2 protein-coding genes are annotated in these 479 nt (G+C 49.7%); both read right to left on the minus strand.

Features of this window, described 5'->3' with window-relative positions; all coding sequences use genetic code 11:
- The coding region (locus tag KSW37_RS15800; RefSeq protein ID WP_217743540.1) for a DUF4248 domain-containing protein at positions 1 to 203 on the minus strand (203 nt) is incomplete at its 3' end.
- A 14-nt stretch (positions 204 to 217) separates the two neighbouring features.
- Positions 218 to 479, minus strand: a 262-nt coding sequence (locus KSW37_RS15805; protein WP_217743541.1) for a hypothetical protein, incomplete at its 5' end; no start/stop codon positions are given.

The raw sequence follows: 479 nt of genomic DNA on the forward strand, positions 1-479 counted from the left end.
TATTCGAAGATGGTGGATACCTGGCGGGGAGGGAAATACTGGCTACGCTCCTGGTAGCCTAAACGTTGCAGTTCGGCCCAGAGGGGCACACAACGCTTAATCCATACCATGATATGACGGCGCGCTGTTGCCCCGTCGGTTGTGTCGGGAAAGTAGAGCAGACCCAGTTCGGTCTTGCTGTACATACGTTGGGGATAATTCATAAGCTTTATATTTTTTACAGTCCTTCTACACCATGATCCTTAAAGAAACCTACCATGGCTGTGGTCATATAGCCACCCGTGTTCATCTTCTTGTTCGAACGCCTGCAGTTGGCTATGTAATAATCCTTTCGCTGGAAGAAGTCCTCCAGGTCGCCAATCATATCTAACCTGAGATAGCCGCTCAACTGCTCAGCCTTCTTCTCGCTCACATCATAATTGCATTGCAGCCGGAGTTTCAGTTTGCTCCGCTGCCCTCTCAGTTCGCTGCTCACTTCT

This window comes from Segatella copri (assembly GCF_019127135.1).
Taxonomy (GTDB): Bacteria; Bacteroidota; Bacteroidia; order Bacteroidales; family Bacteroidaceae; genus Prevotella.